The 22,219-nt window shown below is 67.5% G+C and carries 21 protein-coding genes; 6 read left to right on the forward strand and 15 right to left on the reverse strand.

Going from position 1 to position 22,219, the window contains the following annotated elements; all coding sequences use genetic code 11:
* On the forward strand, window positions 1-2,118 hold the full coding sequence (gene brxL, locus RIV14_RS01235) for a BREX system Lon protease-like protein BrxL (RefSeq protein ID WP_081381789.1): 2,118 nt from the start codon (window positions 1-3) through the stop codon (window positions 2,116-2,118).
* An 88-nt stretch (window positions 2,119-2,206) separates the two neighbouring features.
* On the opposite strand, the gene RIV14_RS01240 is transcribed toward brxL, so the two are convergent.
* The 4 genes from RIV14_RS01240 to RIV14_RS01255 form a co-directional block, all read right to left on the reverse strand.
* The gene (locus RIV14_RS01240; RefSeq protein ID WP_075371844.1) at window positions 2,207-3,079 is read right to left on the reverse strand and encodes an EamA family transporter; all 873 of its coding nucleotides are present in this window, start codon (window positions 3,077-3,079) and stop codon (window positions 2,207-2,209) included.
* An 85-nt stretch (window positions 3,080-3,164) separates the two neighbouring features.
* Window positions 3,165-3,911, reverse strand: coding sequence for an ABC transporter permease (locus RIV14_RS01245; protein WP_075371843.1), 747 nt, complete (start codon window positions 3,909-3,911; stop codon window positions 3,165-3,167).
* Window positions 3,911-4,744, reverse strand: coding sequence for an ABC transporter ATP-binding protein (locus RIV14_RS01250; RefSeq protein ID WP_178387828.1), 834 nt, complete (start codon window positions 4,742-4,744; stop codon window positions 3,911-3,913). Before RIV14_RS01250 ends, RIV14_RS01245 begins: the two co-directional genes overlap by 1 nt.
* 208 nt (window positions 4,745-4,952) lie before the next feature.
* Window positions 4,953-5,570 (reverse strand): TetR/AcrR family transcriptional regulator, encoded by a 618-nt coding sequence (locus tag RIV14_RS01255; protein ID WP_075371842.1) that lies wholly within the window; start codon window positions 5,568-5,570, stop codon window positions 4,953-4,955.
* A 392-nt stretch (window positions 5,571-5,962) separates the two neighbouring features.
* On the opposite strand from RIV14_RS01255, the gene RIV14_RS01260 reads away from it, so the two are divergent.
* A complete protein-coding gene (locus tag RIV14_RS01260; RefSeq protein ID WP_009397524.1) occupies window positions 5,963-6,232 on the forward strand; it encodes a ribbon-helix-helix protein, CopG family in 270 nt (89 codons plus the stop codon).
* Between the two features lie 90 nt (window positions 6,233-6,322).
* Here RIV14_RS01260 and RIV14_RS01265 read toward each other — a convergent pair whose 3' ends face one another.
* Window positions 6,323-7,135 (reverse strand): 16S rRNA (uracil(1498)-N(3))-methyltransferase, encoded by an 813-nt coding sequence (locus tag RIV14_RS01265; RefSeq protein ID WP_075371840.1) that lies wholly within the window; start codon window positions 7,133-7,135, stop codon window positions 6,323-6,325.
* A gap of 60 nt (window positions 7,136-7,195) precedes the next feature.
* On the opposite strand from RIV14_RS01265, the gene RIV14_RS01270 reads away from it, so the two are divergent.
* Window positions 7,196-8,014: a YggS family pyridoxal phosphate-dependent enzyme gene (locus RIV14_RS01270; RefSeq protein WP_075371906.1), complete on the forward strand. Its 819-nt coding sequence runs from the start codon at window positions 7,196-7,198 to the stop codon at window positions 8,012-8,014.
* A 41-nt stretch (window positions 8,015-8,055) separates the two neighbouring features.
* Here RIV14_RS01270 and dnaJ read toward each other — a convergent pair whose 3' ends face one another.
* Complete coding sequence (gene dnaJ, locus RIV14_RS01275; RefSeq protein WP_075371839.1) at window positions 8,056-9,180, reverse strand: molecular chaperone DnaJ; 1,125 nt, start codon at window positions 9,178-9,180, stop codon at window positions 8,056-8,058.
* 93 nt (window positions 9,181-9,273) lie between these two features.
* The gene (gene hrcA / locus RIV14_RS01280) at window positions 9,274-10,359 is read right to left on the reverse strand and encodes a heat-inducible transcriptional repressor HrcA (RefSeq protein ID WP_075371838.1); all 1,086 of its coding nucleotides are present in this window, start codon (window positions 10,357-10,359) and stop codon (window positions 9,274-9,276) included.
* 171 nt (window positions 10,360-10,530) lie between these two features.
* Between hrcA and RIV14_RS01285 the strand changes: the two genes are divergently transcribed.
* Window positions 10,531-11,607 (forward strand): DUF3097 domain-containing protein, encoded by a 1,077-nt coding sequence (locus RIV14_RS01285; protein WP_075371837.1) that lies wholly within the window; start codon window positions 10,531-10,533, stop codon window positions 11,605-11,607.
* 31 nt (window positions 11,608-11,638) lie between these two features.
* Here the strand turns inward: RIV14_RS01285 and RIV14_RS01290 are convergent, their stop codons facing one another.
* The 4 genes from RIV14_RS01290 to RIV14_RS01305 all read right to left on the reverse strand — a co-directional run bounded on the left by RIV14_RS01290 (window position 11,639) and on the right by RIV14_RS01305 (window position 15,267).
* Window positions 11,639-13,060 (reverse strand): sodium:proton antiporter, encoded by a 1,422-nt coding sequence (locus tag RIV14_RS01290; RefSeq protein ID WP_075371836.1) that lies wholly within the window; start codon window positions 13,058-13,060, stop codon window positions 11,639-11,641.
* 134 nt (window positions 13,061-13,194) lie between these two features.
* The gene (gene hemH, locus RIV14_RS01295; protein WP_075371835.1) at window positions 13,195-14,238 is read right to left on the reverse strand and encodes a ferrochelatase; all 1,044 of its coding nucleotides are present in this window, start codon (window positions 14,236-14,238) and stop codon (window positions 13,195-13,197) included.
* Window positions 14,239-14,517: 279 nt separating this feature from the next.
* Entirely contained in the window at window positions 14,518-14,832 is a 315-nt protein-coding gene (locus tag RIV14_RS01300; RefSeq protein ID WP_256699047.1) for a hypothetical protein, read from the reverse strand.
* Between the two features lie 45 nt (window positions 14,833-14,877).
* Entirely contained in the window at window positions 14,878-15,267 is a 390-nt protein-coding gene (locus RIV14_RS01305) for a hypothetical protein (RefSeq protein ID WP_256699045.1), read from the reverse strand.
* A 588-nt stretch (window positions 15,268-15,855) separates the two neighbouring features.
* Here RIV14_RS01305 and RIV14_RS01310 point away from each other — a divergent pair.
* Both RIV14_RS01310 and RIV14_RS01315 read left to right on the forward strand, forming a co-directional pair.
* Complete coding sequence (locus RIV14_RS01310; protein ID WP_075371833.1) at window positions 15,856-16,557, forward strand: hypothetical protein; 702 nt, start codon at window positions 15,856-15,858, stop codon at window positions 16,555-16,557.
* Between the two features lie 158 nt (window positions 16,558-16,715).
* Window positions 16,716-17,681 (forward strand): ImmA/IrrE family metallo-endopeptidase, encoded by a 966-nt coding sequence (locus RIV14_RS01315; protein WP_256695018.1) that lies wholly within the window; start codon window positions 16,716-16,718, stop codon window positions 17,679-17,681.
* Window positions 17,682-17,708: 27 nt separating this feature from the next.
* On the opposite strand, the gene hemW is transcribed toward RIV14_RS01315, so the two are convergent.
* The 4 genes from hemW to RIV14_RS01335 form a co-directional block, all read right to left on the reverse strand.
* Window positions 17,709-18,956, reverse strand: a complete 1,248-nt coding sequence (gene hemW / locus RIV14_RS01320) for a radical SAM family heme chaperone HemW (protein WP_075371831.1) — start codon at window positions 18,954-18,956, stop codon at window positions 17,709-17,711.
* 35 nt (window positions 18,957-18,991) lie between these two features.
* Window positions 18,992-20,272 (reverse strand): MFS transporter, encoded by a 1,281-nt coding sequence (locus RIV14_RS01325; protein WP_428978856.1) that lies wholly within the window; start codon window positions 20,270-20,272, stop codon window positions 18,992-18,994.
* A gap of 35 nt (window positions 20,273-20,307) precedes the next feature.
* Window positions 20,308-21,318, reverse strand: a complete 1,011-nt coding sequence (gene trmB / locus RIV14_RS01330) for a tRNA (guanosine(46)-N7)-methyltransferase TrmB (RefSeq protein ID WP_075371829.1) — start codon at window positions 21,316-21,318, stop codon at window positions 20,308-20,310.
* A 76-nt stretch (window positions 21,319-21,394) separates the two neighbouring features.
* Entirely contained in the window at window positions 21,395-22,210 is an 816-nt protein-coding gene (locus RIV14_RS01335) for an MOSC domain-containing protein (protein ID WP_075371828.1), read from the reverse strand.
* Between the last annotated feature and the right edge of the window lie 9 nt (window positions 22,211-22,219).

Raw genomic sequence — 22,219 nt, forward strand, 5'->3', positions numbered from 1 at the left:
ATGACAACCCCGGAACCCACCGAGCTCGAACTGGCCGACCAGCTACAGCACCTCTCCCCCACCCCGCTGGACCGCAAGATCGCAGCGGCCTTCCCCGGCGTCGTCGTCCGCAAGGACCTTGTCAAGACCGTCAAGGGCAACGCCATCGTGCCCACCTACGTCCTGGAGTACCTGCTAGGCCAGTACGCGGCCACGGACGATGAGGCCACTATCCGTTCCGGCATCGAGCACGTCCGAACCATCCTCCGGGACCACTACGTGCACCGAGGGGAGAACCGACTCATCCAGTCGCGTATCCGGGAGAAGGGCCGCCACCGCATCATTGACAAGGTCTCCGTCGCCCTCAATGAGAGGCTGGACATCTATGAGGCCGAGTTCTCCAACCTGGGCATCAGCAGGGTGGAGGTCAGTGCGGAGACGGTACGCAACCATCCCAAGCTCCTGACCGGTGGAGTCTGGTGCATCTGCGACATCGTCTACGCCTACTCGGGCAACTCAAAAGACGTTCCCTGGCGGTTGCACTCGCTCAAGCCCATCCAGCTCTCGCGCCTGAATCTGGAGTCCTATACCCGCACCCGAGAACAGTTCAGTACCGAAGAGTGGATCGACCTACTCATTCAGTCCATCGGTTTCAACCCCGCCATGTTCGGCCCCCGAGCTAAGCTCCTTCACCTAGTGCGGCTGATTCCTTTCGTTGAGCGCAACTACAACTTGGTGGAGCTCGGCCCCAAGGGGACCGGCAAGTCGCACATCTACTCCGAGTTCTCACCTCACGGCATGTTGATCTCCGGGGGCGAGGTGACCGTCCCGAAGCTCTTCGTGAACAACGCCTCCGGGAGAATCGGGCTGGTCGGCTACTGGGACTGCGTTGCCTTTGACGAGTTCGCCGGAAAGAAGAAACGTGCCGACCGCGCACTCGTTGACATCATGAAAAACTACATGGCCAACAAGTCCTTCTCCCGGGGTGTCGAGACGCTCGGTGCGGAAGCATCCATGGTGTTCGTTGGCAACACCTCCCATACTGTGCCCTATATGCTCAAGAACTCCGACCTGTTCGAGGAGCTTCCCGAGCAGTACCATGATCCTGCTTTCCTGGACCGCATCCACTGCTACGTGCCCGGCTGGGAGTTCGAGCAGATTCGTGGCGAGATGTTCTCCAGCGGCTACGGCTTCGTCGTCGACTACCTGGCCGAAGTCCTTCGCTCCTTGCGCGACATCGACTACTCGCACCACTATGAACGCTATTTCGCGCTATCCGACGACCTATCCACTCGTGATCAAGATGGCATCCACAAGACCTTCTCCGGACTCATGAAACTCATCCATCCCTCCGGGCAGGCCAACCACGATGAGATCGGTGCCCAACTTCGGATCGCGCTCGAAGGGCGTAAACGCGTCAAGGACCAGCTCATCCGCATCGATGGCACCATGACGGCGGTCAACTTCGAATACACCCACGCGGGACATATCTATAAGGTGACCACTCTGGAGGAAGACGAGTATCCGGAGCTGTACCATCCGGGTACCGAAGCAGGCGAGGCTCGCTCCGAATCCGCAGGCAAGACCGCTCCCACCAACGATGCCAACAGCACCGGTGAAGTGACCCCCAGGAAGAAACACTCGGGATCAGAACTGAAAGAACAGCGTCTCGAGCTCGCCGAAGGTAGGCGCGGCTTCACTTTCGACCGGTACATTGGCCCGTACGTGCGCGGAGCCACCCGCATTGACGTCGTTGACCCGTATATCCGCCAGCCCTACCAGGCGCGCAACCTGATGGAGCTCATTGAGACCATCGCCAAGTACACCGATACCACAAAGGAAATCACCGTCCACCTGACCACCAAACGCGATAAAGATCCCACCTACGCGACCAAGCAGCAGGAGAAACTAGAGACAATCCGCACCAACTCGGCCGTCGCCGGCATCAAATTCGAGTATTCATTCAACGACACTATCCATGACCGCTCGATCACTACCGACACGGACTGGATCATCATGTTGGGACGCGGACTGGACGTATTCCAGCCCTTCGACACCGACTGGCTCGATCTGCGCCTGCGTCAACAGTACTTCCGCCAGGTCAAGGAGTTCACCATCGCATACATACGCAAGCAGTAGAGCCCAGTACTCCACCCATGCCAGCTGCCTGAAACCCGCTGCGGGCACAGTGACGACGGTGCCAGTCATCGTCCAACAGCTGGCGCCCTCAACGGATCAGCATCACCAAGACCCCAACAACGAGCAGGGCCAGCCCGACGAGGTAGCGCCTGTTTACGGCCTCCCGCAGGACGAGGGTGGAGAAAAGGACGGTGACCAGCACGCTCAGCTTGTCGATGGGGACGACCACGCTGGCGGGGCCGTCCTGGAGCGCCCGGTAGTAGCAGAGCCAGGAGGCACACGTCGCAGCCCCGGAGGCCAGGACAAAGCCGAGCTCACCACGCGGCACGGCACGGACCTCCCGGAGTCTTCCGGTGACGACCACCATCACCCAGGCCATCACCAGGACCACCCCCGTACGGATCGCGGTACCGAGATTGGACTCCACCCCAGTGATGCCAGCCTTACCGAGGATCGCGGTGAGCGCGGCGAAGAAGGCTGAGCCGAGCGCATAGAGCAACCAGCCCCCGCCGCCGCGCACGGCCCGGGGCAGGACGCGCAGGTCATCGGCGTCGAGCATCAACAACGTCCCGACCGCAATGAACACAACCCCGAGCGCACCGATAAGGCGCACCCTCTCCCCCAGGAACATGAGGGCCAGCAGCACTGTCAGCACTGTGCTCAGCTTGTCGATCGGCACGACCTTGCTGACGCTACCGAGCTGGAGCGCCTTGAAGTAGCAGAGCCAGGAAGCCCCGGTTGCCAGCCCCGAAAGCACCAGCAGGCCGGTGCTGCGGACATCGAGGTGAGTCAGGTCGGTCTGCGAGCCGACGATGAACACCATGCCCCAGGCCCCCACCAGCACCACGACAGTGCGCAGCGCCGTCGCCACAGTCGAGTCAGTGGTGCGGATCCCCTCCTTGGCCAAGACGGCGGTGATGCCGGCAAAAAGCGCTGAGCCGCAGGCGAAGACGATCCACATAAGGCAACCCTAACCCCGCCCGACGCCACGGCACGGCGGGCACGAAGGCCCTCACCCTCGCGCCCGCCGTCGCACGTTTCCCTGCTCAGCGGGTCTTGCGCGGCACGGTGGAGGCCGCCACCCCCAGCACCACCAGGCCGAAGCAGACCAGGTAGGCCAGGTATCGGAAGAAATCGTCGGAGGGCTCGCTGGCCGTCGTGAGCTCGGTGACGGCGTCAACCGCCCAGCTCATGGGCAGGGCGTCGCCGACCGCCTCCAGGGCGCGCGGCAGCTGGTCGCGACTGACCAGGAGCCCGCACAGGAACAGCTGGGGTGCGATAACCACCGGCATGAACTGGACGGCCTGGAACTCGGTGCGCGCGAAGGCCGAGACCAACAGCCCCAGAGACACCCCGACGAAGGCGTCGACCAGGGCGGTGAGCACCACCCACCCCCAGGAGGCGGAGATGTCCACGTCCAGGCCCCAGGCGGCTACGGCGCACAGGATGAGGGACTGGATGACGGCGGTCAGCGCGAAGGCGGTGGCGTAGCCGAACAGGAGGTCGGCCCGGTGGATCGGGGTGGTCCACAGCCGCTCCAGGGTGCCGCCCACGCGCTCGCGCAGCATGGCGACGCTGGTGACCAGGAACATGACCGTCATCGGCAGGATCGCCATCATGGAGACGGCGATGTGGTTGAACAGCAGGTCCGCACCGGGGTAGTCGCGGTAGACGAAGTACAGCAGCGTCAGCAGTGCGGCGGGCACGATCGAAATGAGGCCGACCGTGCGCCGGTCGGCACGCAGTTGAGCCAGGATGCGGCGGGTAGTGGCCAGGTAGGTGCGCAGACGCATCAGCGCTGCCCTCCCTTCTGCCCGAGCCGGCTCTCGGAGTCGGCGATGACGGCCAGGAAAGCGGCGTCCACCGTGTCCGCCCCGGTGCTGGCCAGGAGGTCCTTGGCCGTGGTGGTGGCCAGGATGCGGCCCTGACGCATGAGGAGGACCTGGTCGCAGCGGAAGGCCTCATCCATGACGTGACTGGAGACAAGGAGGGTGACGCCGCGCTCAGCCAGGGCGTGAAAGGTGGTCCACAGCTCCTCACGGGTGACCGGGTCCAGGCCGACGGTCGGCTCATCCATGACAAGCAGGTCGGGGTCAGCCACAAGCGCGCAGGCCAGGCTCACGCGGCCGGCCTCGCCACCGGAGTAGGTGGACACCGGTCGGTCCGCCAGGGCGGTCAGCCCGACAACGTCGAGAACCTCGTCCAAGTCGCGGGCCCGGCTACCGGCCAGGGAGGCGAAGTAGCGCAGGTTCTGGCGGGCAGTCAGGTCGGTATAGACGGCCTGGTCCTGGGTGACATAACCGACTCGGCCGCGCACGGCGGCGGCACCGGGGGCGTGCCCGAGGACCTCGACCTGCCCGCGGTAGCGCTGAACCCCAACGACGGTGCGCATGAGGGTGGTCTTGCCGCAGCCCGAGGGACCGAGCAGGCCGGTGATCGTGCCGGGCGCCAGGTTCAGGGCCAGGCCGTGGAGGATCTCCTTGCGCCCGCGACTCACGCGCAGGTCCGTCGCGGTGACGGCCGGCTGCGCCGAGGAGGCGCAGGACGTGATGTCTCGGCTGGAGTCGTGCGATTGGTTGCCGGCCCCCGACTCCCGGGGCGCCTCTCCTTCATCGCTTTTCATCATGTGATGAATATAGGTCGACGATGACCCGCTGTCCAGAGGCTGGGGCTGGAAACTGTCCACATGGGACGACTTTGAACAACCCTTCAGCCAGAGCGGTTCCCATCCGTGCAGGTCAGGGTGGCTTAGCTGGGCCCCAGGCCAGAAACGCAGCTTCAAAGCCGTCCCAAACGGACAAAACTCGGCTCGGAGACCGAGCCGATCTCAGTGATCAGACGGGATCAGTGACGTCGGGCAGGTCGTCGAAGGCGTAGTGCTGAATGGTAGGGCCGACGAGCGCGGCGACCGCCTCGATGTCGAGGCCGGCGATGTGGTCCATGCGGGCGACCCAGCGGGCCAGGCCGAGTCCGATGATCTGGCTGGCGATGAGCTGGGCGCGCAGCTGGGGGCGGTCGGGGCAGAAGTGGGTGACGATCGGCGAGAGAACCCCGGTGGCGATGAAATCACGGAAGGGCTCGACGTCACTGCCCTGACCGAGCGCGGCATGGATGACTGCGGTGAAGCGGTCCGCGCCCGCGTCGTCCCACAGGCCGATGAAGGCGCGCACGATTCCCTCCCCCAGCCGTTCGGGCTCGAGCTCGGTGATGGAGGCCGCCCGGTGCATGAGGTTGGCGTCAACCCCGGCGGTCGACTCGATGACGGCCTTGGCGAAGAGCGTGGCGCGGTCCGGGAAGTAGTGGTGGACCAGGGCAGGGTCGACGCCGGCGTCGCGCGCGATGCCGCGCAGGGAGGTCTGGTAGCCGTCGCGGGCGAAGGCGGTGCGGGCCGCCGCCAGGATGGCCTCACGCGTGTCCGGGCTCCCCGCCGGCCGCCGTCCCCGCGGGCTCATCGCTCACTCGTCTCACTCATAGACAGAGCATGCCTGCGATCCATCCCATTGGGAAGCGACCCTGCGACACGACATGCTAGAATTTTGTTTGACAAAATATGTCGGCAGGAGATTGTGCGGATGTTGGACAGGATCACCGTTCATCCTCGCATCACCCGCCGTCACCCTGACATACAGGTCGCAGACGTTGAGTCCGCCTGGCGCAGCGCCATCGCAGTCCGCCGAAGAAACTATGACCCGCCTGAGTACTACGCAGCAGCCGGAGCAGACCCTCATGGACGGCTGCTCGAGATGGTTGGGGTGGAACTCGACGATGGCAGCCTACTGATTTTTCACGCTATGAGACTCACCGACAAGATGGCTCAGGAACTACAGGTTAGGAGGGAGAACACATGAGCACCTATAAGACGAAGAGCGGCGCCACGCTCACTGATGACGAGATCGAGCGACTTGGTGAGGCAGCAGAACGAGGAGAGTATCCCGGCACTCCAGGAGAGTTCATTGTTTCTCCAGGCAGGCCTCGACTCTCAGACGAGGATCTTGTCACCATCGCCTTCAAAGTGCCACGCTCACATCGAGATGCACTGGACCGTAGGGCTGAGGCTCAGGGCGAAACTCGCAGTCAGTTCATGCGAGAAGCACTCGAAAGAGCACTAGCCTGAAGCAAGCGGCATCCACGCTGAAACCACGTTCGTCAGCCAGCCGACTCAGCTCCTCCGATCTCCACAAGGATCGTCACCATCACCACTGCCTCACTCCCACAGGCCGCTGGCGTGGGCGAGGACGGCCAGGGCGACGGGGCCGGCCGAGGCGGTGCGCATGACATGTGGGCCCAGCCGCACCGTCGTCGCCCCGGCCACCTCCAGGGCCGCCGTCTCCTCGGGGCTGATACCGCCCTCGGGCCCCACGACGACGGCCAGCGCCAACGGCGCCTGTCCGGGCGCGGGCAGGCGCACCGACTCCATCGCGGTGCTGATCGGGGTGCTGGCCTCCTCGTGCAGGACCAGCACCACGCCCCCGCCACGAACCGTCTGCCCCACCCAGTCGACCAGCCTGCGGGTGTCCCGCACCTCCTCAACCTCGGGCACGCGGGCCCGACGGGCCTGCTTGGCTGCCTGGAGGGCGGTGGCCTGCCAGCGCTGACGCCCCTTAGCCTGTTTGGCCCCCTGCCACACGGACACGCAGCGCTCGGACTGCCAGGGCAGCACCAGCCCCACCCCGACCTCGGTGGCGGTCTCCACGGCCTGCTCATCGCGCCCGCCCTTGGCCAGGGCCTGAACGAGGGCCAGCCGCAGCGACGGTTCGGGCTCCTCAACGCGCTCCAGGACCCGCACGGCCAGGCGGTCCTTGGCACCGCCGACGCCGGCCCCGGTCACCTCGCACAGCAGGCGCAGGCCTGCACCGTCAACGAGGTCCACGCGCTCCTGAGCACGCAGGCGCTTGACGGTCACGGCATGGCGGGCTTCAGGCCCGGTGAGCATGAGGACAGTTCCGGTCCCCGCCGATGCGACAGCGTCGGCAGGCTCAATGGTCTCGGGCGTCAAGAGAAAGACGGGTGCGGTCACGGCCCCAGCCTACGGGCCGCATCGAACCGGTGTCCGTCGGCGGTGCTAGCGTCAGTGACCATGACCGAGTTATCTTCAGCCGCCCATTCCCCTCAGTCGTCCCCGACCCCCACCTACACCACCGCCATCACGGTGGAGGACTTCCACCGCAACCTGGACGCCGTCCGCGCCCGAATCGACGCCGCCGCGAAGCGCGCCGGCCGCGACGCCTCCCAGATCCGTCTGCTGCCGGTGTCCAAGACCGTCCCCGAGGAGCGCCTGCGCACCGCCTTCGCCGCGGGTATCACCCAGATGGGTGAGAACAAGGTCCAGGAGGCCCAGCGCAAGAGCGAGAACCTGGCTGACCTGGGCATCTCCTGGTCGGTCATCGGCCACCTGCAGACGAACAAGGCCAAGAACGTGGCCGCCTTCGCCGACGAGTTCCAGGCCCTGGACTCCCTGCGCCTGGCCGAGGCCCTCGACCGGCGCCTGCAGGCGGCCGGGCGCGGCCTGGACGTCTACGTGCAGGTCAACTCCTCGGGCGAGCCCAGCAAGTTCGGGCTGGAGCCGGCCGACGTCGCCGACTTCCTCGCGGCACTGCCGGCCTACTCCTCGCTGCGGGTGCGCGGGCTCATGACCCTGGCCGCCAACACCAGTGACGAGGCACGGGTGCGCGAGTGCTTCAGCATCATGCGCCGGCTGCGCGACGCCGCCCTCCAGGCGGGCACCGTCGGCGACGGGCTGCTGTCGATGGGGATGAGCGGGGACTTCGAGGCCGCCATCGAGGGCGGCTCCACCTGCGTGCGGGTGGGCCAGGCGATCTTCGGGGCCCGGGCCACCCCCGACTCCCACTACTGGCCCGAGTCACCTCGCGCCGACCAGCCGCCGGCCAGCAGCTGAACGGCGGTCCGCAAAGCCGCCGCCCAGCCGCCAGGTAGCGCTCAGCGCCCGGAGAAGCGCTCCTTGAGCTTGCCCATGACGCTGGAGTCGCGCACAGGCTCGACGTCGTCCTCCCCGCGCAGGCGGGCCAGCTCGGCCAGCAGCTCGCGCTGGCGGTCGTCCAGGTGCGTGGGGGTCTCCACGACGATGGACACGTGCAGGTCCCCGCGGCCTTTGCGGCGCAGGCGTCCCACGCCCAGGCCGTCGAGGACGACCTCGTCGCCGGGCTGGCTGCCGGCCTTGACGGTGACGTTCTGCTCGCCATCGAGGGTCTGCAGCGGGAAGACGGCGCCCAGGGCGGCCGCGGTCATGGGCACGCGCAGCTCGGTGTAGAGGTCGTCGCCGTCGCGCTCGAGGAACTCGTGCGGCTTCTCGTGGATCTCCAGGTAGAGGTCGCCGTTGGGGCCGCCGGCCGGGCCGGCCTCGCCGCGCCCCGACATGCGGATACGGGTCCCGGTGGACACCCCGGCGGGGATGGAGACCTCCAGGTCCTGGCGCACCCGGGTGCGGCCCTCGCCGGAGCAGTCCTTGCAGGGGGTGACGATGACGGTGCCGTAGCCCTGGCAGCCCGGGCAGGGTGAGGAGGTCATCACCTGCCCCAGGAGGGTGCGGGTCATGCGCTGGACGTTGCCGACACCGTTGCACTGGGAGCAGGTGACCGGCTCGGTGCCCGGCGCGCAGCAGGAGCCCTCGCAGGCGGTGCAGGTGACGTAGGTGTCGATGGGTACTGACCGGGTCGCCCCGAAGGCGACGTCGGAGAGCTCCACGTCCACGGCCACGAGCGAGTCCTGGCCGCGTCGGGCCCGGGAGGCCGGTCCGCGGCTGGCCGCTCCCCCGCCGAAGAAGGACTGGAAGATGCCGCCCAGGTCGCCGAAGTCGGCTCCGGCGAAGCCCCCGCCGAATCCGCCGCCGCCTCGCACGGCGTCCTCCCCGCCCAGGTCGTACATCTGGCGCTTGTCGGCGTCGGAGAGGACCTCGTAGGCGGTGGAGACCTCCTTGAACTCCTCCTCGTGGCCGGGGCCGGCGACGTCGGGGTGCAGCTGGCGGGCCTTCTTGCGGTAGGCCTTCTTGATCTCCTCGGGGCTGGCGTCGCGGCTGACGCCGAGGACCTCGTAGTAGTTGCTCACTGCGTTCTTCCTTTACGGCTACGACTTCTTCGGTGGATGTTTGGGGGGCGGGCCCGGCCAGGCCGCTTGGGGGCGGGTCGGGCAGGCCGGTTCTCACGTCTCCGGTGGGGACAGGAACCGGGACAGGTAACGGGCCACGGCCCGGACGGCGGTCATGGTGGCCGGGTAGTCCATGCGGGTGGGGCCGATGACCCCGAGGTGGGCGACGGCCTCACCGGTTCCCGGCCCGTAGGTGGTGGTGACGACAGAGGCTTCGGCCAGGGCGTCGTCCTTGTTCTCCGAGCCGATGCTCACGCGCATCCGGTTCTCGCCGGCCGGGGCACCGTCAGCGGCGGTGAACAGGCGCAGCAGCACCACCTGCTCCTCGACGGCGTCCAGGAGCGGACCCAGGGAGGAGAAGTCCGGGGTGGCGCGGGCCAGGTTCGCGGTCCCGGCGACAACGAGGCGCTCCTCCGCGTCGGGGCGCAGGGCGGCGATGAGCTCGTCGGAGACGGCCTCGAGCAGGAAGCGCTCGTCGGCGGACGCCTGCTCGGCCAGGGTGGCCAGGATCGGGGCGACGTCGGCGGCGCGGCGACCCGCGAGGGCGCCGTTGAGCCGGGTGCGCAGGCGCTCCAGGACGAGGGGGTCGACGACGTCGGCGATGTCGAAACCCCCGTCATGGCGCGCGCTCAGGGAGCCCCGGGACCTGAGGGTCACGGTGCGCTGGTCGACGCGGCCGGTGTCGGTGATGATGACCAGCAGGACGCGCTCGGGCCCCAGGGCCACGAGCTCGAGGTGCTGGAGGGCAGCGTACCGCAGGCTCGGGTACTCGACGACGGCGAGCTGGCCGGTCAGCTGGGCCAGTGCCCGCACGGTGCGGGCCACGACCTGCTCCAGGTCGACCGCCCCGGACAGGAGCGCGGTGATGGCGGCCCGCTCGGGCGCCGAGAGGGGCTTGATGCGGGCGACCTCGTCGACGAAGAGGCGGTAGCCCTTCTGGGTGGGCACGCGCCCGGCCGAGGTGTGCGGCTGGTGGATGTAGCCCTCGTCCTCCAGGGCCGCCATGTCGTTGCGGATGGTCGCCGGGGACACGCCCAGCTGGTAGCGCTCCACGAGGGCCTTGGACCCCACGGGCTCGCGCGTGCGCACGTAGTCGGTGACGATGGCGGACAGGACCTTGAGACGTCGGTCGTTGGCCACGGGTCCTCCTCCCCTCATCAGTGCCGAGACGCGATCAGTGCTGGCGTCAGGCGGCAAGCCACCCGCACACCGGTGGGGTGCGGCCAGCGATTAGCACTCACCCCACGTGAGTGCCATCCTACGCTGTGGTCCGGCGGGTCCACCGCCGGCGGACCGTGAGTTTCCCCTACCGTGCCGAGGGTGAACACGCCCGCCCCGTACCACTCCCCCGTCCCCGGATCGACTGCCGCCCGCCGAGCCGCCCTGAGGGCTCGCGCCGAGGCCGAGCAGAAGCAGCAGGCGAAGGGAGCCCCGGCCGGTTCGCGCTCGCGCGGTGGGGCGGCTGCGAGCAGGTCCGCTGCCCGCAGGCCGTCGTCGAGTGACCGCTACGGCGGGGACGTCCTGTCGGTCAACCCGCACCGTACGGGGCCCGGCGCTATACGCCCGGAGTCGGTGCACGTGCCGGTGACGCCGGGACTGGTGGTTGAGGACCGGCAGACCGGGTTCGTCGGTGCTGCGGTGGCGGTGGAGAAGTCGGGCGGTCAGCACGTCGTGGTCCTGGAGGACCGTCACGGCGTGCGCCGCGGCTTCGCCCTGGGGCCGGGGTTCTGGATCGAGGGCCGCCCGGTGATCCTGGACCCGCCCGTGGCGCGCAGGCGCACGCCCACCGGAGCGGTAAGCGCCGCCGGGAGACGACTGACGGCCTCAGGCTCCTACGCGGTCGAGGGCGAGCGGGCCAAGGTGGCGCGCGCCTCACGCATCTGGGTGGAGGGCAAGCACGACGCCGAGCTGGTGGAGAAGGTCTGGGGTGACGACCTGCGCCACGAGGGCGTCGTCGTCCTCATGCTCGACGGCGTTGACAACCTCGAGGAGGTCATGGCCGACTTCGGCCCGGCCCCCGAGCGGCGGGCAGGCGTCCTCGTGGACCACCTGGTGGCCGGCTCCAAGGAGTCGCGGATCGCCCAAAGGGTGGCCGAGATGCCCGGTGGAGAGAACGTGCTGGTCCTGGGGCACCCGTACGTGGATGTGTGGCAGGCGGTCAAGCCGGCCCGGGTGGGGCTGGAGCGCTGGCCGGACATCCCGCGGGGCACCGACATCAAGCACGGCACCCTGGAGGCCCTGGGCTGGCCGCACGCCACCCAGGCCGACATCGCCCGGGGCTGGCAACGCATCCTGGCGACGGTGCGCTCCTACAAGGACCTCGAGCCGAGCCTGCTGGGCCGCATGGAGGAGCTCATTGACTTCGTCACCGCCCCGGGAACGCGCTGAAGCCGGAGACGGCTCATGAGGACAGGGCGGCTCAGCCCTCAGCGTCCTCGGTCTGGTCGGCCAGGGCCAGGCGGCGGGACTGGGACAGCAGGCGGGCGTCGAGCGCCAGCAGTCCCACGGTGAGCACTCCGCCCAGGATCTTCCACAGGAGGCCCGGGGCGATGAAGAGCAGGACCATGGCGGCGATGACCGGAACCAGGTGCTTCATGGAGCGCCCCACGTAGCCGCCGAAGCTGGGCATCTCGACGCCGTCGGACTCGGCGACAGACTTGACCATGAAGTTCGGGCCGTTGCCGATGTAGGTGATGGCACCGCACAGGACGGCCCCCAGCGAGATGGACACGAGGTAGAGCTCGGGAATCCCGGCCACCGGAACGCCGCCGGGGTGGGGAACCTTGCCGGCCATCTCGAAGAAGGTCGCGTAGGTGGGGGCGTTGTCCAGGACGGAGGAGAGCCCGCCGGTGAAGATGAAGAAGGTGACCTCGTTAAGCGGCAGCGAGCCGGCGACCTCGTCGAGGTAGTGCAGGGCCGGGATCATGGTGAGGAAGATGCCGATGAACAGGATGGCGACCTCGGCGATGGGGCCCCAGGTGAACTGGTTGTCCTTGAAGCGGGCCTCGCGGCTGCCCAGGAAGTAGGAGCCGGCCGCGGAGGCGAGCATGATGAACTCGCGCACGGGGATCCAGTCGCCCAGGGCGGCATGCCCCTCCTCGATGGCGTGCGCGTCGACGGAGGGGGCGAAGGCAACGGCGGCGATGATGGCGGCGAAGAAGACGAAGTTGAGCGAGCCCTTGAGGCCCAGGGGCTCGATCTCGGTGTCGTCGTCGTGCACGGCCTTGGCGGGCTCCTGGGAGTAGTAGTAGGAGTCCAGGGCGTAGTAGCTCACCAGCAGCATGGCGTTGACGAAGAGGTACTCGCGCAGGAGGTTGAAGGTCCAGGTGAAGGGCACCCCGCGCAGGAAGCCCAGGAACAGGGGCGGGTCGCCCAGGGGTGTGAGGAGCCCACCGCAGTTGGCCACGACGAAGATCGTGTACAGCACCGTGTGCACGCGGTAGCGGCGCTCCTTGTTGGTGGCCAGCAAGGGCCGAATGAGGAGCATGGCGGCACCGGTGGTACCCACGAAGGAGGCGATGACGCCGCCGATAGCCAGGAAGATCGTGTTGTTGCGGGGCGTGGCGCGGATGTCGCCCTTGAGGAAGATGCCGCCGGAGACCACGAACAGGGCCAGCAGCAGGGTGATGAACTGGAAGTACTCGACCACGGAGGCGAAGACGACCTCCCAGCCGCCGAGGACCCACATCCAGGCGGCCACCGGCACACCCAGGCTCACGGCGACGAGCAGCTGGCTGGAGTGCTTCTCCCACCAGTGGGCCGTGGCCGGAATCAGCGGCAGGACGGCGATACAGGCGAGCATGCCCGCGAAGGGCAGGACGGACCACCACTCAAGATGCACGGCGACTTCCTCACAGAATCGGGGTTGTTTACGTCACCATACCGTCCCGGGCATCAGTTTCCCCGGCGAGGGCCTGTGGTCTCTCGTGCTGAGACCGACCTTCCGGGCCGATGCCGCAGTGAGGGAGGCCGGGCTCAGATCCAGCCGGCCAGCACGTTTCGGGCCTGCTCAGCCAGGGTGGCGATGGCGCCCTCGGAGTCGTTGCCCCAGGGGATGTAGTGGAAGCTTCCGCCTCCGGCAGTGGTGAAGGTCTCGCGGTTGAGCTGGTTGATCTCCTCGAGGGTCTCCAGACAGTCGGAGAAGAAGCCGGGGCAGATGACGTCGAGGCGGGGGCAGCCGGCGCGGCCGAGCTCGCTGACTGTGTCAATGGTGGCCGGCCCGATCCAGGCGGCGGGTCCGAAGACGGACTGGAAGGTGAGCTCGGCGAGTCCCTCGGGCAGGTCGAGCCGCCGTGAGAGGAGCTCGACGGTGCGCTCGCACTCGGCGCGGTAGGGGTCCCCGGCGTTGTGCATGGCCTGGGGGATGGAGTGGAAGGACAGCAGGAGGCGCTCGCCGGCGGCCGGGTCGGGGCGGCCGTGGATCTGCCAGTGCTGCTCCAGGGCGGTGGCGAGGGCCTCGATATAGGCCGGGGCGGTCTCGAAGGAGCGGATGGTGCGCAGCTCGGGCTGGTTGCGGGAGGCCAGGATGAAGCGGGCGGCCTCATCGACGACGGTGCCGGCCGAGGAGGCCGCGTACTGCGGGTAGAGCGGGATGAGGGCGATCCTGTGGCAGCCGGCCTCCATGAGCTCACCCATGATGCGGCGTAGGGCCGGCTGCCCGTAGCGCATGGCGACACGCACCTGGACTGATTCGCCGAGCTCTTCCTGGAGCAGCTCGCCCTGGCGCTTGCTGTAGTGCATGAGCGGGGAACCGGAGCGGCTGGTCTCCTCGCCGGGGCGCCAGATGGTGGCGTACTTCGCTGCCGATGCGCGAGGGCGCACCCGCAGGATGATGCCTTCCAGGACGGGGCGCCACAGGAGGGGGTGCGTCTCAACGATCCGGCGGTCGGAGAGGAACTCCCGCAGGAAGGGCCGAACGGCTCTGGCCGTGGGGGCCGACGGCGTACCGAGGTTGGCCAGAATGAGGGCGGGACGCTCGTCCGCGCCACGCGGGACGGGGGCGGTGGGGCTCAGGGGCACGGAGGTCCTTGGGATGGGCAGGATCGTTCTCGACGACGGCGTTGAGCGACGTCGGCCTCACTCTAGCCGAGCGGGTGCGCCCTCCGGCTCGCAACGAGTCCGCGCCCCGCCGTCTGTGACGAGCGGGGCGCGGAGGAGACCTGAAGAGATGAGGTCAGCGAACGACGTCGTAGCCCTGGATACGCACGTAGGAGTAGGCGGAGAGCAACATCACCAGCGGGACCGTCACAAGCCAGCCGATCAGCGTGATCCCACCGAGGATGTAGAGGCCAGCACCGGTCAGGGCGAAGGGGATGAGCTCTCCGAGGCGATGTAGGTTCCAGAGGGACCCACCAAGCCGAAACCGTGCTCCTCTCCGTTGATATTATAGTGAGCCTCAATAGTGAAGCTCGAGAGAACGGTCCACAGACCAATCCCCACAATGAGAATGAGCGCATTCTCCTTGAACTTGGACCACGCCCAGGACATGCCGTCGCCGACGCTCATCGGCACGCCGCCCATCGCGCCCGCAGGGTAGGGAGGCATCCCTCCACCGGCACCCATACCGGACTGGGAACCGTCGTCTGGGTAACCTGGATACTGCGGAGTAGTCATCTCGCCAGCCTGCCGTGAGTTCCTGACACAACGCTGGATATATTACTACATCAGCTGAGGCAGACCTTGAGCGGCTCGCGCCTGCTGGATCGCCGCAAGGATCTTCCTCCTGCTCCACGTCACGAACTCCAGGTCGCCTCCCCGTGCGGTTGAGATGACGACGGTGACGTGGAGAATGAAGGTCTTGGGGCGTGCAGCAAGGATTTCTACCACGGGGATACGTAGCCGACTTCGCTCACTGTTGAGATTCATGGCGTGGGGCTCGAAGATGACCTCTGTGGTGGTGACCAGGAGATGGCCTCCACGTGCCACGCGACCCCGTGCACCAGTGACGATGGCAGGCAGCGAGATGAACCGCTCGAAAGCAGAGGCTGGCCGGTCGAGATGGTTCGCCGGCACCCTGAGCAGGACCTGCACCCCAGGTGTCATCGCCATAGCCGTCCCCTCTCGATTCTGCCCAGGTATTGGCCTGCCGTGAGCCTACTGCCTCACCGGCTCAGCGCGATGGGTAGAACCACCCGACAACACACGGATTCGTTCGTCACAATGCCCTTCCTGAGGTAAACACCTCTGCGGCCAGAAGCACGGGACGTTCTCAGCTCCCTGCCTCCAGCAGTCGCAGCCTTGCAGGCTCACTGGGTCAGGGCGCGGGTGACGGTGTCAGTCATGAGGCGGCTGCGCAGGGTGAGGAGCGCCCGCCCCCCTTGAGGCAGCACTCACATGGAGGAAGCCCGTCAACCACGAGACCTACCCAACGACGAGGAGCGCCTGCGTAAGGTCTACCAGCGCAAACGCAACCAGGGCACACAGCCTTAGGCCATGCCGTCCTCGCCCTAACCCACCGCGACACCCTGACCCTGCACGCCATGATCCGCAACGACATTCTCTACGCCCCCATCCATCAACACAGCCACCCGCAGCCGCTTGACACACCACACAGCACCCCTGCTACTTCCGGTTCTGTACGCTCATCTGTGGTAACTTCTGGTTCCGTCCACTCGTTCGAGGCTCCGGGAGGCCCTCATGACTCAGCCCACAACACAGTTGCCACGCGCACGAGTCATCACCGGGACGGCGGCCGAGCAGGAGCTCCGCGCGATGGGCCTGTCCCCCTCCAACCTCACTCGGCCCTGCGTTGAGGGGTTGCAGAACGCAGTCGCCGGATACTCACCTTTTGAACCGGCGATCTCCTTCGGGTTCTCCATCTGGTCGAAGATCGTGGGAGCGCTGCGCAAACAGCTCAACGGCGAGGATTGGAAGCACCATGACATCGCCAACGCTCCCCGATCAGTCAGCCCAGACGGAACCACGGCAATCGCAGCAGTTGGCGGCGACTCACAGACTGCTCACGCGGATGGTAACCCGCGCAACGCACGCACCAAAGGCCCCAGATTCGCCAATGAGGTCGAAAACAACGCAGCAAAGAGTAGCGCTCCGCGATACACGCAGTGTCGGCTCGACCTCGGACCGGGCGATAAGGATACAGTCTTCGCCGACCTGCAAACCTGGGTCCTGCTCTATTTCTGGGACCGAGCCAGCAATGAGTTACGCCTGGAGCTGTCACTGCCGATAGACTGCGACAAAGGCTTCGTCACCCAGTGGGAGACGCGCATCATTCTGCCCACACAAGACCTTTCAGGATACACTGACTTGACTTCCGGTGACGGAATGCAGGCCTACGCAGCCACACAGGACGTGGACTTCGAGATCACCGCCATCTCATGACACTCGAGGCATCGCGAGTCACCCTGGCCAGACAGAGGGCAGGACTGTCCAAGTCAGCACTAGCCCACAAAGCAGGGACGACACCTCGCACAGTAACAACATGGGAGTCTGTGGGACCCCCCTCATCAAGATTGCATCAGATCGCGACCATCACAGGCATGCCGCCTGAGTTCTTCTCAACCAAGGAGATTGACCTACTGGACGAGAAACAGGTGTTCTTCCGGGCACGACGACGTTCTCCTTCCGTCTTACTGCGTCGTTCAACAGCCTTCGGAGCACTGGGCGTCGAGTTCTACAGGTCCATCTCTAAACATTTTAGGACACCCGCCCTCAACCTGATCGACACCGAGTTTCGCAACTCACCTCAAGAGGCGGCTATGGCTCTGCGTCTAGCATGGGGAATGGGCCTGGGACCTGCCCCCAATCTGGTGCAGATGGCTGAGGCTCACGGCATCAGAGTCCTCGGGATTCCATTGGAGGACGTCAAAGTGGATGCATTCAGTTTCTGGTCAGCGGAGGGACGCCCCTTCATCTTCCTGTCCCGAGTCAAGACAGCGGAGCGTTCACGTTTCGATCTAGCACACGAGATCGGCCACCTGATACTCCACTCAGATGTCACCAGAACCGAAGAGTCGACAGACCGACAGATCGAGCATGAAGCGAACATTTTTGCCGCCGAGTTCCTGCTTCCCACAGAGTCCTTGCGTGCCAAACTATCAAATCCTCCGTCGCTCAATACTCTGATGAAGATCAAGATCACCTACGGAACGTCGGCCATCGCAACGGCGCGTTCGATCTACGACGCAGGAGTGCTGTCGGACTGGGGATACCGGCAGATGCTCGCTGCGCTCACCACACGAGGCTTCCATCAAGGGGAGCCGGGCAGCACACTCCCCTACGAGAAATCACGAGTCTTCAGCACACTCAATGATCATCTCAGGTCTCGGGAACTCTCGGTCTCGGACTGGGCCAGGACAATCGGTCAACGTCCTGACGATGTTACTGGTTTTATGCTCGGCCAAGCACTTCACGCAGCCCCGACTCCGGGTACGGAATCCAGTTTTGAGAATCTGGTCAGCGAGAAGCACCCGGCTGTCAAACCAAAACTTCAGATTGTGAAGTAGCCCAGTTCAGCAGTACCGTGGTTGGGTTCATCGAGTCAGGGCGCGGGTGACGGTGTCAGCCATGAGACGGCCGCGCAGGGTCAGGACCGCACGGCCCCTCAGGGCCGCTCCAGCGTCGAGGAGTCCATCGCCGACGAGGCCGGCCACAACGGGCACCAGGTGCGGTGGGGTGGCTCGGCCCGCATCAGGGCGCTCCGCTGAGGGGCAGTCCGGCCGGTTCCCGAGGCTCGCCAGCTCGATGCCCTCACGCAGCCGGATACCCAGCATGATCCGCTCCAGCTCGCGGGACTCGGCATCGATGACCTCGTGCCCGGCCACGGGCAGGTGACCGGTGGCGATCTGCCCGGCCCAGGCGACCGGGTGCTTGGTGTTCCACAGGCGCACGTCGCCCAGGTGGGAGTGGGCTCCGGGCCCGGCGCCCCACCAGTCCCAGTCGAGCCAGTAAGCCTGGTTGTGGCGGCACTCGGCGCCGGGCCGCGCCCAGTTGGAGATCTCGTACCACTCGTAGCCGGCCTGCCCCAGGGCAGCGTCGGCCATCTCGTACTTGGTGGCCTCGTCGTCGTCCTCGGGCATCGGGAGCTCTCCGCGGCGGACCTGCCCCCACATGCGAGTGCCCTCCTCGATGACCAGGGCGTAGGCGCTCACATGGTCCGGGCCGATGAGGGTCACCGCGTCCAGGGAGCGCTGCCAGTCCTCGGCGGACTCCCCCGGCGCCCCGTAGATGAGATCCAGGGAGGTGCTCAGGCCCGCCCTCCGCGCCCACTCCACCACGCGGGGCACCCGGGAGGGCTCGTGGGTGCGCTCCAGAACCTTCAGCACGTGGGGCACCGCCGACTGCATCCCGAAGGAGACCCGGGTGAAACCGCCTTCGGCCAGGGCTGCCAGGCCGGCCTCGTCCACGGAGTCCGGGTTGGCCTCGGTGGTCACCTCCGCGTCGGCCGCGAGCCCGAAGCACTCGCGTGCCAGCTCCAGCATGCCCACCAGGTCGGCGGCGGGCAGCATGGTGGGGGTTCCTCCGCCCACGAAGACGGTCTGGGCGGCGCGCGCCGGCAGCCCCGCGTCGTCCATGGCGCGGCGGGCGGCGCGCAGCTCGCCGGCGAGAGTTCCCACAAAGTCCTCGGCCGAGGCGCCCTGTCCCATGGCCAGGTTCGTGTAGGTGTTGAAGTCGCAGTAACCGCAACGCACCCGGCAGTAGGGCACGTGCAGATACACCGAGAACGGGCGCTGCCCCCCGCCCGGAGCGGGCACGGCCACCTGCGCTGGCAGCTCCCCCATTCCCGGCAGGGGCTCACCCACCGGCTGGGCCGGGCTCACTGATCGCCGCCTCGCTCGGCCCGCTCGTCGTCGCCCCGCAGGACGCCGGCGGGAATGGACGGCTCGGGCCTGCCGGCGGAGTCGCCCGCGTGGGCCGCGATCTGGGCGCACACGCTCATGAGCACGAGCACCCCCACGACCATGGAGAAAGGGGCCACCCAGCCGCCGCTGCGCTCATGGACCCAGCCCATCACCACGGGGCCGACGGCGGCCAGGCAGTAGCCCGTCGTCTGGATGATCGCGGTGGTTTGGCGGTTCTCATCAACCGACTCCGAGCGGCGGATGACCAGGGTGAACAGGGCGGCGAAGAAGGCGCCCTGTGCAATGCCGGAGAGCATGCAGGGCACCAGCCAGTAGCCGGGGGCCACCGTCAGGCAGACCGGCAGCATGAGCCAGCAGGCGCAGATGACACCGAGGACCCTGCTGGCCGGCCACCGCAGTGCCTCGAGCATGACCGGGACCAGCAGGGGCCCCACGATTCCCAGCAGGGAGAACACGGAGGCGGCCACTCCCGCAGCGGACTCGCTCATGGAGAGCTCGTCAACCAGGGCCGTGGGCAGCCAGCCCGAGATCGCGTAGTAGGAGAAGGTCTGGGCCGCGAAGGCGACCGCCATCGCCCAGGTCAGGGGGCGTCTCCAGACAGCGGCGCCGGCCGACGACGTCGGACGGGCCAGGGAGCGCTCCGTCACCCAGGAGGTCATGCCCGACCGCTCTCGCAGGCTCCGCCGGGGCGCCTTGCTGCCGGGTGGGAAGACCCACAGCCACAGGGCCCCGGCCAACAGCACCGGGATCGCGGTCCAGGCGGCGGCCGAACCCTGCCAGCCAATGACAAGGGCCAGCGGCACGGCCAGGGCGGTGGCCGCGGTGACGATGACGTTGCAGGTCGAGGAGTACAGGCCCGTCATGAGTGAGGTGCGGTGCCAGAAGTCGCGGCCGATGACCATGGGCGCGACCAGGTTGCCCACCGTCAGCCCCGCCCCGATGATGACGGTTCCGGCGAAGGCCGCCCAGGTGGTGCCGGCCGAGCGCAGCAGTGCCCCGGCCAGAGCCATACCCAAGGTGAGCAGGCCCGCAGTGTTGATGCCGAGGCGACGCACCACGGTCGAGGCCAGCGGGGTGAGCAGCCCGAAGCACAGGATCGGCACGGAGGTCAGTGCGCCGCGCGCCACCTCCCCCATACCCAGGTCCTGACCCAGGCGCGTCAGCAGGGGCGGGATGACGCCGACCGGTGCCCGCAGGACCGCGCAGAACCCGAGGAAGCCGGCGACGATGGCCATGAGCCAGGCGCGGCGGGGCAACCTGGGGACATCAGTCACAGCCGGTCCGCCGGATGCAGCAGGCCGTCACCGCGCCCCTCGCGCAGCCGCCAGGGCTGGGACTCCAGGTGGTTCCAGGCCTGCCCCTCGGCCTCGAGGCGGTCCAGCATGGAGGCGCCCCGCTCGGGGATCCAGGCCACCTCGGTGCGCACTGCGGTCAGGTCGCGGATTGTGCGCCCGGCATCCAGGCCCCGCTGCTCGAAGCGGGTCATGACCCGCCCCTCGTAACGGGGCGACCACCCGCCGCGCACCCCCGCCGGGGATCCCGGGTCCAGGCCGTTGCCCAGGCTGTCCTCCTCGGCGGTCTCGGCCCCCAGGTCGGGGCGGGCGCCGGCGTCGTCGTGCCGGAAGTAGGGCAGGGTGGTGTCCGGACGCAGGCCGGTGGGCAGCGCCGCCACGTCCTCGATGACGTCGCGCATCTGCCAGGCGTAGTCCGCCCAGTCGGTGGCCAGGCGCCACACCCCGCCGGGACGCAGCACCCGGGCAACCGAGTCGGCGAAGGCGGTAGTCACCAGGCGGCGCTTGCGGTGGCGGGGCTTGCGCCAGGGGTCGGGGAAGAAGACCCACACCTCGCTGGCGCAGGACACCGGCAGGGCCGTGGCCAGCAGCTGGGAGGCGTCGGCGGGGACGACGCGCACGTTGTGCAGGCCCTGACGGTGGATCGAGGTCACCAACCGTGCGATGGCGGTCTCCCAGACCTCCACCGCCAGGTAGTCAGCCCCCGGGTGGGTGGCGGCATGGGCCAGGAGCGCCTCACCACTGCCCGAGCCGACCTCGACGATCAGCGGCCGCACCTGCCCCACGTGCCCGAAGACCTTCTCCGGATCCAGGCGGAAGCTCGGGGACACGGTGCGCACGGCGTCGGCCCGCGGCACATCGACCACGTAGCGGGGACCGAGCTTGGCCAGGGCCTCGGCCTGGGCGGGGCGCAGCCTGCCACCGGCGCGCGAGAAGGAGCGCACCCTGGAGTGGATGGCGTGGGAGCGAGGAGGGTGGTACTGAGCCATACGAAGCCTTGCGTCCTTTACTTCTATGAGGTCTCGAAACCGTCTGCCGGGAGCCGTTCGACGCTGAGCGGCGCCGTCAACCGACCCGCTCGTGGGCGGCGGCGCGCACGTACTTCTTAGTGAAGGGCGCGATGACGCAGTTGCCGAAAATCTCGGAGTTGAGCAGCGCCTGGGCGTCGCGCGGGTCGTGGTGGGCGAACCAGCGCCGGCAGGTGACCCGGTGGCCCGGGGAGGAGACCACGCGCACCTCGTCGCCGGCCTGCACCGTCCCCTCGGTGAGCACCGCCAGGTAGACGCCCACCCGGTTGCGCGCCGAGAAGACCTCCACCCAGTCCGCGCGCCCCACACCTCGGGCGAAGGTGGCGCACGGGTTGCGTACGCCGGTCACCCTGACCCGCAGCCCTGCGTTGCTCGGGTCGCCGATGGACAGGATCGCGCCGATCTCCACGTCGTCAATGTCCCCCTCGATGAGGAGGTTCTCCCCCAGCCGCCCCGGCTCGATACCGCCCAGGACCTCGGACCAGTGGCGTTGCTCGGCGGCGCTCATGGCGTAGAGCGCCTTGTCACTGCCCCCGTGGTGGGCACGGTCCCCGTGCTTGTCGGTGACGATCCCGGTGCGGCTCACCTCAACCGGACCGTTGACGGCGCCCTTGTGGATCGCCGAGACGCCTGCCGCTCCGGCGTCGGGCCGCAGCCCCTTGATGGTGCACACCGCGCTGACGGTTCCCACCAGGTCGCCGTCGTGGAACGGTGATGGCTCATCGTTGTGGCGCCCGTCCGCGCCGGCATGGGGCTCGCCCAGGACCCGGGCCAGCTCCCGGGTCAGGACCAGGCCGGAGCCGTCGTCGGTCAGGGCAGCGTCAACCGTGGTCTGCCTACTCGTGTCACTCATGTTCGCAGC

This window comes from Actinomyces acetigenes, from assembly GCF_031296635.1.
Classification (GTDB): domain Bacteria; phylum Actinomycetota; class Actinomycetes; order Actinomycetales; family Actinomycetaceae; genus Actinomyces; species Actinomyces acetigenes.

What these genes read in the sequence shown, in the direction of transcription:
- brxL (WP_081381789.1), top strand. Translation starts at nt 1, where the DNA reads ATGACAACCCCGGAACCCACCGAGCTCGAACTGGCCGACCAGCTACAG.
- RIV14_RS01240 (WP_075371844.1), bottom strand. Translation starts at nt 3,079, where the DNA reads ATGTGGATCGTCTTCGCCTGCGGCTCAGCGCTTTTTGCCGGCATCACC.
- RIV14_RS01245 (WP_075371843.1), bottom strand. Translation starts at nt 3,911, where the DNA reads ATGCGTCTGCGCACCTACCTGGCCACTACCCGCCGCATCCTGGCTCAA.
- RIV14_RS01250 (WP_178387828.1), bottom strand. Translation starts at nt 4,744, where the DNA reads ATGATGAAAAGCGATGAAGGAGAGGCGCCCCGGGAGTCGGGGGCCGGC.
- RIV14_RS01255 (WP_075371842.1), bottom strand. Translation starts at nt 5,570, where the DNA reads ATGAGCCCGCGGGGACGGCGGCCGGCGGGGAGCCCGGACACGCGTGAG.
- RIV14_RS01260 (WP_009397524.1), top strand. Translation starts at nt 5,963, where the DNA reads ATGAGCACCTATAAGACGAAGAGCGGCGCCACGCTCACTGATGACGAG.
- RIV14_RS01270 (WP_075371906.1), top strand. Translation starts at nt 7,196, where the DNA reads ATGACCGAGTTATCTTCAGCCGCCCATTCCCCTCAGTCGTCCCCGACC.
- RIV14_RS01300 (WP_256699047.1), bottom strand. Translation starts at nt 14,832, where the DNA reads ATGACTACTCCGCAGTATCCAGGTTACCCAGACGACGGTTCCCAGTCC.
- RIV14_RS01305 (WP_256699045.1), bottom strand. Translation starts at nt 15,267, where the DNA reads ATGGCGATGACACCTGGGGTGCAGGTCCTGCTCAGGGTGCCGGCGAAC.
- RIV14_RS01310 (WP_075371833.1), top strand. Translation starts at nt 15,856, where the DNA reads ATGACTCAGCCCACAACACAGTTGCCACGCGCACGAGTCATCACCGGG.
- RIV14_RS01315 (WP_256695018.1), top strand. Translation starts at nt 16,716, where the DNA reads ATGCCGCCTGAGTTCTTCTCAACCAAGGAGATTGACCTACTGGACGAG.
- hemW (WP_075371831.1), bottom strand. Translation starts at nt 18,956, where the DNA reads ATGGGGGAGCTGCCAGCGCAGGTGGCCGTGCCCGCTCCGGGCGGGGGG.
- RIV14_RS01325 (WP_428978856.1), bottom strand. Translation starts at nt 20,272, where the DNA reads ATGGCCATCGTCGCCGGCTTCCTCGGGTTCTGCGCGGTCCTGCGGGCA.
- trmB (WP_075371829.1), bottom strand. Translation starts at nt 21,318, where the DNA reads ATGGCTCAGTACCACCCTCCTCGCTCCCACGCCATCCACTCCAGGGTG.
- RIV14_RS01335 (WP_075371828.1), bottom strand. Translation starts at nt 22,210, where the DNA reads ATGAGTGACACGAGTAGGCAGACCACGGTTGACGCTGCCCTGACCGAC.